This window comes from Shewanella sp. SACH (assembly GCF_001887095.2).
In the GTDB taxonomy this organism is placed as follows: domain Bacteria; phylum Pseudomonadota; class Gammaproteobacteria; order Enterobacterales; family Shewanellaceae; genus Shewanella; species Shewanella baltica.
Genome location: NZ_MPDG02000002.1, coordinates 665849 through 674177, shown reverse-complemented (window position 1 = coordinate 674177; position 8329 = coordinate 665849). Strand labels below are relative to the sequence as shown.

Genomic DNA, 8329 nt, shown 5'->3' with positions numbered 1-8329 from the left:
CCGCCTCGGCGGGCGCCCCAGTGACCATTACATCGCGAGCGTAAAGCCCAGCACGTAACGGCGACCCCATTCCACATTTTCTGCTAGACGGGTTTTATCGTTGTCCCAGTAACTTGTTGACGCTTCGTTGGTCAGGTTTTGGCCCTGCAACATCACTTTAAAGTTATCGGTGAACTGATAAGAAATACTCGCATCAACCGTACCTTGAGCATCATATAAAGAGATTTGACTCGGATCCCAGCTATTGATACCTGTGTATTCACTGCGGTAGTCGTAGCCCACTCGAGCTTCAAATCCTTCTTTGTAATACCATAAGGTCACGTTGCCCACATTTTTAGACAAACCCGCCAAAGTGTATGGATTATCCTGTGGCGTAAACTCTTCCACAGCAGAATCTGTATAGGAGTAGTTGGCATAAACACCTAAACCATCGAAGGGAGCAGGTAAGAAATCAAAGCTTTGTTGATACAAGACTTCAAAACCTTTAATCGCTCCACCATCACCATTAATTGGGCCGCTATATTCATAATCGACACCTTCTAAGGTTTTAGTGCTGGTCGCGATACCTATATGGCTTTGCATGTCTTTGTAGAAGAAAGACACTGTCATGGCGCCACTGTCAGAGAAGTAATACTCGTAACCAAGGTCAACCTGATTGGCAATATATGGGTCTAACTCAGGATTACCGCCAGAAGCGGTATTGGGCGTCACTGTGGTATCGATGGAGAAACCGGTGCGCATCTCAATCAATGGAGGACGTGACATAGTGCGAGCTAGGCCAAAACGGATTTGCGAATCATCAGTCACATTAAACAGCAAGTTAAGTGACGGCAGCACCTCAGTGTATTCATGATCGACACTTGCTGGAGCGAGAGAGCCATCGAGCAACTGCTCATAGCCTTCTGAGGTTGAACGCGTGTTGACAACGCGAATGCCGATATTGCCCGAATAAGGCATATCACCCCATTCACTGTTGATGTTCAACATGGCATAAGCAGCACTGTTCTTTTCAGTCAGCCCCCAAGAAGCAAGTTTATCAGCATTGTTTTGCAGTGAGTAATCCGCAGTGCCTCGACCACCAAAGGCAACACTCGCCACATTATCCCAATCCTTCAGAGCATAAAGGTTAGGGACTTTATAATCGCCTCCAACGGTATAACTGCTGCCATAGTTGCTTAAACCATTGCCCGCGATAACGGCTTTTTGCCAATCGACAACACGGTTTTGTTTATCTCTATCCGAATAACGCACACCAAAGCTCAGCTGATCGAAAACTCCCCAATCGACATAACGCTCGAAGTCTAAACGGGTATTGACCATTTTATCCGACAGATCACGGTCGTTATCCCCGATCATGCCAATATTTTGCTCTTCCCAAACACCTGGTGTGGTTTCCACCCATTTCATTGCACCTAAGGTGTAATAATCTGGGTTAGCTATGTCTATCGCGCTTAATCCTTCCGCAGGATTATCAAGTACTTCTGCGCTAAAACTATTACCATCGGCCACACTCCAACCTAAGTCATAGCTTGGGCCGTTGTAGCTAGAGATGATATCGACCCAGACAGAATCGATTTGCGCCTTAGAAAAACCGACATCGGCCTTAATTCGCCAAACGTCCCCTTCCCATACGGCATTCAAACCTGTGCTCAGCAATTGGTTTTCTTGGAACCAAGTCGCGTTATGCACTTCGTGACTGGCATAAGCCAATCCACCGCCCACTAACTGCTCGCTGCCATCGGCTTTGGTAATGATGTCAGGCTGAGCCGCAGAATGATTGTAGTTCCAATTTTGGCCGCTTTGATAGTTACCTAAATTATTGAAGTACATCTGATCTTCATGTTCTTCAATTTTAAACTTAGAGTAAAACAGATCGTATTTGAGTTTTAGCTTATCGCTTGCTTGCCACTCTAGGATCCCCATAGTGCCTAAGCGTTTGTTATTACCGATTTTAGTGCCAGATTGCCCGCCCCAAGGCGCAGACTCTTGGATGCCATTACCATTAATGTCGCCTCTATCTGCGCCATTATTGTAATTCCAGCTCTTAGTTCCACGTTGCACAGAAGGCTGATCTTGATAAGCAATACCAAAGGCATAGCCTAAATCATCGGTGATTTTGTCAACCATACTAAAGCTCAATTTAGAGCCTGTAGTTTGTCCGTCCGGCAATTCATCGGCCAGATCGTAATACATGCCATTGGCACTCAAGGTCACTTTACGTTCGCTTTGCGCTAATGGACTCACAAAGTCCATATTCACTAAGCCAGAAATACCGCCTTCGATATTACTTGCCGTCGGACTTTTATAAACTTGTACCGCATTAATCAGTTCTGCGGGAAATTGTTCGTAGCGCACATCACGGCTTGGTTCACCGCTAACAATTTCACGGCCATTCATCGTTGCCATATTCAAACGTGGTCCCATACCACGAATTGAAATACGACTTGGGTTACCGCGATCGCGATCGGCTGCCACCCCAGGCAGACGAGCAAGTGCATCGGTAATGGTCACATCAGGCATATTGCCAAGATCATCGGTAGAAATCGTTTCCACCGTTTGCGATGAAGTACGCTTGCTAAACAGCGATTGTTTTAGGGTTGAGGCAAATCCCCTAACTTCTATCACCTCAACTTTTTCTTCGGCAGTAGCCGCAACTGGCGTGGTGTCTTTTTTAGTTTCATCTTCCGCAGCAAAGCCATGGGTTACATAGCATAAAGGGAGCAATGCAATTGCGACTTTGCTGAGCTTGAATTTATTATTTTTCATTATCTTATCCATTCTCTGAACATTCATTTGTGTAGAGTAGAGAGCGTGACAACCATTTTGTTAATTAGATGTATCCATCTGGGGCTAATTTATAACACCAAGGGTAAACGTTTTCCACACCAATTTGCACAATAATGGGTAAATATAGGGTAAATTCATGTTTCAAAATGGATTAAAATTTATTCTAAATTGTGATAGTTGGCGTTTCCTGCCCTAATATCGCGCATTCCCTCCAGCTGACTGCATCAAGATAGCGCAAACGAGCCAGAAGGAATAAAGGGAAAACAGGGTAAATAGGTTTACGGAAAGATGTTACTCAAGGAAGGTAAATTGAAAAAGATAGGAAAGATAAGGCGTTCGATCTTCAACGGGATTAATGGGATATTACAGAGTAAGGTCAGAGTCGGAATATGGACCGGAATGTTGAATAAAAAATTAGAAACTGAGAAAAGACAAAGGCCTAGCATTTCTGCTAGGCCTTCTAGAATTTGGCAGGGGTGGCAGGACTCGAACCCGCAACCATCGGTTTTGGAGACCGCTGTTCTACCAATTGGAACTACACCCCTGTTGACGTGGGGCATTATGCTAAAAGCACTTCCAAAGGTAAAGTACTTTTTATGACAAAACTCATTAACTGAAGGTTTTTCAAACAAGTTAGCCAGTTACTGTTGAATTAAGTGCCACAGAGATTAAAAAGCCGCCGCATATTGGGCTTAATGTTTTAATGGATACATTATCAAGAGAGTTAGCGCCCCAATGTTCCAAGGCCAATCGCTGCAATAAATTCGACGGATATGGCTGTTTCGGCAATTTTTGGGCCGCTTAAGGGTAAAAGCCACGCATTTATCGAAAAAAGATCTGAGTTCGATTTATAAAATCGGCGTTTTATAGTATAAGCATCGTCAATTTCATACACTGCTCGACGGAACCAAGATGTCAGACAAATTTTTCTTCAAAGGTCGTAAAACGCCTAAGCCAAAGCATGAGAGCTTTGGCTACAACACTAAGCGTGCCGCTAAACCGGGTACAGAAGCCTTACCTCTGCAATTAATCGTTGCCGATGAAACGCGTAAACTCGAAGTTGCTGCGATTGTTGCCGAACACCAACTGTTTGCTAATATCGAAGTCAATGCCGACGTTGCTGAAGATATCCTTGAGTTAGAAGGTTTATTGAATAAGCCTAAGACCACAACGTTCGAGAAGAAACCGAATCGTAACGAGCCTTGCGCTTGTGGTAGCGGTCAAAAATTCAAGAAGTGCTGCGGCAAGTAAACGCTTTAATCAGCGTTATGAGTAATAAAATAGATAGGGACTTTTGCCGTGATGTTTTTGTACGTCGGGAATAGCCCCTTTTCTCTCCCCAATTCTAGTTTCTGCCCAAAGCTAATCTTCCAGCTTCGAGATAAAAATCCGCTGCAAATCGTTATTCCACAGCTGAATAATTTTGCGGGTCTTTTCTTTATTCCAAAAACATTTGCCAAATAAAATCAATCCCGCACCTTCTAGATCGCGTTTATCTTCTATTTCAAATTGCGCTAATAATGGCTGTTTTATCCCATCGATAGGAATACCGATATCTTTACTGTCGGCGGGATTAAGCCAGCTCATGGTCGGGTCTGTATGGGATATTGTGCCCCAATACATGTGGGGTTTGTTATCAAGCGGGTCGGCATCGGCAAAGTTGACGAACAGGTTCTTCGCCCGCCAACGGTATTTGCGCTCAGTGTCTGTGTATACCCAGAGATCAGATTTCGCCAGATCTGTGCCACGCAATAAACTGTGCAGTAACTTTTCGAGCCCTTGGCTTGGCACCCGTTTCTCGGTTGTGTGCGCCGCAGTGTTAACTTGGTAGTCTGTTTTCAACTCTTGCACTTGACCGTCCGCTGACGATGTAACAGGTACTGGTGACGACTCAGATATAGAAGACGACTTAGACGTTGGCGCAGTCTTACTTGCAGATGGCGCGGTTGACGCTTTGTTTGCGGGAGAATGGCGGCGAGGCTTACGACTGAAATCGATCATTAAGGCATCGGCGTCCACCAACTGCTGATGCACTTCGATGGCATCTTGCTCCTCGCGAGATTTTTGCGCCGAGGGTTTAAATTCAATGCAATCGGCTTGGTGATAACGCGAGCCGAAACAGGCGGCTTTGCCATCCTTTGAAGCTTTACGAAAGTACGCTTTACCGCCGCACGCAGGGCAAATTAACCATTGCCGCAAACGCTCGATATCGTCATCGGATAATTGTTGAAACTTAAAAACACTGTAAGTGGTTCTCGCTGTTAAATGATCCTCTGTTTCGAGTTCACAAATGGCATCTAACATAGCGTTCTCCTTTATTTTTACCTGTTGGCACTGATGATCACAAAATCACTATGCCCAGGCATTTACCCCAAGGGTGATCATCGCTAACAGGAACAACATGCCCAGCACGCGGTAAATCAAACCTAAAGTACTGGTGCCCTGCGAGCTCATATCCGAGTGTAATGGCCTGATGTCTTCCTTTGCGGCATCTTGGGTTTTGCGCTTCATTCAACATCCTTAAAATATTTCGCCAATGGCGCCGCTAGACTCAAGGGGATTAACGGCGCAGCTTTTGTGGCACTCGATGCATGATAAAAAGGCGTCAGCTGAGTGATTAACGCATTGAAACACATGAGTGCCGCCAAGGCATCGGCGGCGGCATAATTGATTTGCGCGCCAGATAATGGCACATGCTGCCAATTCGATAGGGTGATTTTTTTCGGTTTATCGATACGAGTGCCGAGCAGAGTCGCCACTAACTGGCGCGTCCCCATTTCTTTCTCCGCCCCAAGTTGCGCCAGTGCCCAGTTTAAATCTAACTTTGAAGTGACATTGATGCCCCATTGACGCTTGAGGGCCTGCGCATCACTGCGTAAACCGACGCCGACTTTGAGTATATTTTCATCTTCTAATACGGTTTTTAACTGGGTGAATTGCTCACCTAAAATGGCATGTTGAAATAGATAACAAGCGTCCGCTGTCGCGATTTGGATAAGGCTCAGGGGATGTTGTACGCCGCGCTCAAAACTCGCACGGGTTTCAGTATCAAAACCTAGGACTTGCTCAGCCTGTAATCGCGCGACAACCGCATCAAACTCCGATGGCTGAACAACCTCAATATGGATCTGTTGAAATTCAAAGGCAGCTAATGCCGCCATGTCAGCATCATCGATACGAGTAGCTAAGGCAATCCGCTGCTGCAACCACAAATACGCCAACTGACGCTGCGCTTGCCGCTGAGTCTGAGCCTTAGCATTGGTGGGCGTGTCAGTCTCGGCCCTCACCTCACCTTCTAACGGCTCTCCCTCTAACGCCTCGGTCGATGCATTGAGCTTATCGAGATAAGCTGTGCCCGCAGCATCCATTGCCGCAATCAAGCCGTTGGCATCTTTACCCAATTCTTTGCGTAACCAAGCCAACTTACTCGGGGAGATACAGTATTTCATTAACTTCATCGTCGCCCTTCCTTGTTGAGTTAATCCTCGATTGTCGATGCGTGCACCTCACTCGCCACGCAGTTTCTGTATCCCTGTCATCACAGCGAGTGCGACTCCGCCAGCAACGACGCCAAATAGGCCATTGAGCACACTTGGCGTCAGCACGGCAAGCACAGGTCCGACAAAACTCATCGCCGCGACTGCTTGCTCAGCATGCTGGATTTGCTCGCCAATCATGTGTAAGCCATGGGTTAAAATCCCGCCGCCCACCATAAACATGGCCGCAGTGCCGATAATGGTTAAACTTTTCATCAGCACAGGTGCGGCGCTCAATAAGCCAAAACCCAGTTTACGGTTCATTTGCGTTAAGGCCGACTCGCCTTCACGCTGACTCAAGTACAAACCCGCATCGTCCATTTTTACAATCGCGGCCACTAAACCATACACACCTATGGTCATGATGATCCCGATAACGGATAAGGTGAAAAACTGCGTCGATAGGGATTTGTCCGCCACTATGCCTAAGGTAATCGCGATAATCTCCGCCGATAACACAAAGTCGGTACGAATTGCGCCTTTGACTTTTTCAGCCTCGTAAGCGGCTAAATCTTTGATATCTGGTAGCTCGCTTTCCTCTTGCGTTTCGCTGTGTGGCTGGCCTTTTCTGTGGCTATAGCTGTGGTGCAGTTTTTCGAACCCTTCGTAACACAAAAACAGTCCACCAAACATCAATAACGGTGTTACCGCCCAAGGAATAAAGGCGCTGATCAACAGGGCTGCGGGCACTAAAATGCATTTATTACGAAACGATCCCTTAGCTACCGCCCAAACGACAGGTAATTCACGCTCGGCACTCACGCCAGTGACTTGCTGGGCATTGAGGGCTAAATCGTCCCCAAGTACACCCGCGGTTTTCTTTGCCGCCACTTTACTCATTACCGCTACGTCATCCAAAATCGATGCGATATCGTCAAGTAAGGTTAATAAACTTGCGCCAGCCATGCTAAATCCCTCTACCAATCATCTATAAACCATTCTGCTTTTGCCATAGTAGCTTAGTTAGATTAGTGTCGTATAGCGAAATGCTTTCTAACTTAACTGCTTCAGTTACTTAGGTTATTGGGATCACTGACTCATGTCGACAAGCCTGCAATCTAGATCACACCTAAGGCGGAATTGCGCCACATTATTTATCGGAAAAGAGTATACTAAGCGCAGAATTTTTTACTCATTTGCTGTTACAGGATGTCAACATGACTCAAGATGAAATGAAAAAAGCTGCCGGTTGGGCCGCACTCAAGTACGTTGAAAGAGACAGTATTGTTGGTGTTGGTACTGGTTCGACTGTGAATCACTTTATTGATGCACTGGCGACCATGAAAGCTGATATCGAAGGCGCAGTCTCTAGTTCTGAGGCATCAACTCAGAAAATGAAAGCGCTGGGTATTCCCGTTTATGACTTAAACAGCGTCGATCGTTTGTCTGTCTATGTGGACGGTGCCGATGAAATCAACGACCGTATGGATATGATCAAAGGCGGCGGAGCGGCGTTAACTCGCGAGAAAATTGTTGCGGCTGTGGCTGAAAAGTTTATCTGTATCGTTGATAACACTAAGCAAGTCGACATCCTAGGTGAATTCCCACTGCCAGTTGAAGTCATCCCTATGGCGCGCTCTTATGTGGCACGTCAGTTAGTTAAGCTAGGCGGCGATCCTGTGTACCGTGAAGGCGTTGTGACCGATAACGGCAACGTGATCCTCGATGTGTACAATCTTAAGATCCTTAATCCAAAAGAATTGGAAAGTCAGATCAATGAGATAGTCGGTGTCGTCACTAACGGTCTGTTCGCTAAACGCGGCGCAGATGTGCTGTTAGTCGGCACCCCAGATGGCGTAAAAACCTTTACTGCCGAATAAGTTAAGCGTTAACACCTACATCCCAGTCATAAGGCTGCAGACGTAAAAAACACGGTAAAAATACGCGATAAAAATGCCAGCCATTTTATTCAAGGGCTGGCATTTTTTACGGTTCTTTTTAGGGTTAAATGTTATCTGACTAAGCCATCTATTCTCTGACTAAACGGCCTATTCTCTAACTAAACC

7 protein-coding genes and 1 tRNA gene are annotated in these 8329 nt (G+C 46.1%); 2 read left to right on the top strand and 6 right to left on the bottom strand.

The genetic code is table 11. The features are described from left to right. Nucleotides 1-27: 27 nt before the first annotated feature. Nucleotides 28-2766: a TonB-dependent receptor gene (locus BM607_RS10830; RefSeq protein WP_249269582.1), complete on the bottom strand. Its 2739-nt coding sequence runs from the start codon at nucleotides 2764-2766 to the stop codon at nucleotides 28-30. 489 nt (nucleotides 2767-3255) lie between these two features. Further along, nucleotides 3256-3332, bottom strand: a tRNA-Trp gene (locus BM607_RS10825). Between the two features lie 367 nt (nucleotides 3333-3699). Between BM607_RS10825 and BM607_RS10820 the strand changes: the two genes are divergently transcribed. Further along, nucleotides 3700-4038, top strand: coding sequence for a PBPRA1643 family SWIM/SEC-C metal-binding motif protein (locus tag BM607_RS10820; protein WP_006083889.1), 339 nt, complete (start codon nucleotides 3700-3702; stop codon nucleotides 4036-4038). A 111-nt stretch (nucleotides 4039-4149) separates the two neighbouring features. Here the strand turns inward: BM607_RS10820 and BM607_RS10815 are convergent, their stop codons facing one another. Genes BM607_RS10815 through BM607_RS10805 form a run of 4 tightly spaced genes read right to left on the bottom strand, consistent with a single transcriptional unit; the run spans nucleotide 4150 to nucleotide 7229 of the window. Beyond that, on the bottom strand, nucleotides 4150-5091 hold the full coding sequence (locus tag BM607_RS10815; RefSeq protein ID WP_071938429.1) for a hypothetical protein: 942 nt from the start codon (nucleotides 5089-5091) through the stop codon (nucleotides 4150-4152). A 48-nt stretch (nucleotides 5092-5139) separates the two neighbouring features. Continuing rightward, the gene (locus BM607_RS21935; protein WP_170927464.1) at nucleotides 5140-5298 is read right to left on the bottom strand and encodes a hypothetical protein; all 159 of its coding nucleotides are present in this window, start codon (nucleotides 5296-5298) and stop codon (nucleotides 5140-5142) included. Then, nucleotides 5295-6245 carry a 3'-5' exonuclease gene (locus BM607_RS10810; RefSeq protein ID WP_071938430.1) on the bottom strand — a complete coding sequence of 317 codons (951 nt, stop codon included), beginning with the start codon at nucleotides 6243-6245 and terminating at the stop codon, nucleotides 5295-5297. The genes BM607_RS21935 and BM607_RS10810 overlap by 4 nt, the downstream gene beginning before the upstream one ends. Before the next feature lie 48 nt (nucleotides 6246-6293). Further along, complete coding sequence (locus BM607_RS10805) at nucleotides 6294-7229, bottom strand: DUF808 domain-containing protein (protein WP_071938431.1); 936 nt, start codon at nucleotides 7227-7229, stop codon at nucleotides 6294-6296. Between the two features lie 251 nt (nucleotides 7230-7480). On the opposite strand from BM607_RS10805, the gene rpiA reads away from it, so the two are divergent. Then, nucleotides 7481-8143, top strand: a complete 663-nt coding sequence (gene rpiA, locus BM607_RS10800; protein ID WP_006082772.1) for a ribose-5-phosphate isomerase RpiA — start codon at nucleotides 7481-7483, stop codon at nucleotides 8141-8143. Nucleotides 8144-8329: the final 186 nt, after the last annotated feature.

Bases quoted from the DNA above. Each gene is read 5' to 3' on its own strand.
- BM607_RS21935 (WP_170927464.1), bottom strand. From the start codon at position 5,298: ATGAAGCGCAAAACCCAAGATGCCGCAAAGGAAGACATCAGGCCATTA.
- rpiA (WP_006082772.1), top strand. From the start codon at position 7,481: ATGACTCAAGATGAAATGAAAAAAGCTGCCGGTTGGGCCGCACTCAAG.
- BM607_RS10815 (WP_071938429.1), bottom strand. From the start codon at position 5,091: ATGTTAGATGCCATTTGTGAACTCGAAACAGAGGATCATTTAACAGCG.
- BM607_RS10820 (WP_006083889.1), top strand. From the start codon at position 3,700: ATGTCAGACAAATTTTTCTTCAAAGGTCGTAAAACGCCTAAGCCAAAG.
- BM607_RS10830 (WP_249269582.1), bottom strand. From the start codon at position 2,766: ATGAAAAATAATAAATTCAAGCTCAGCAAAGTCGCAATTGCATTGCTC.
- BM607_RS10810 (WP_071938430.1), bottom strand. From the start codon at position 6,245: ATGAAGTTAATGAAATACTGTATCTCCCCGAGTAAGTTGGCTTGGTTA.
- BM607_RS10805 (WP_071938431.1), bottom strand. From the start codon at position 7,229: ATGGCTGGCGCAAGTTTATTAACCTTACTTGACGATATCGCATCGATT.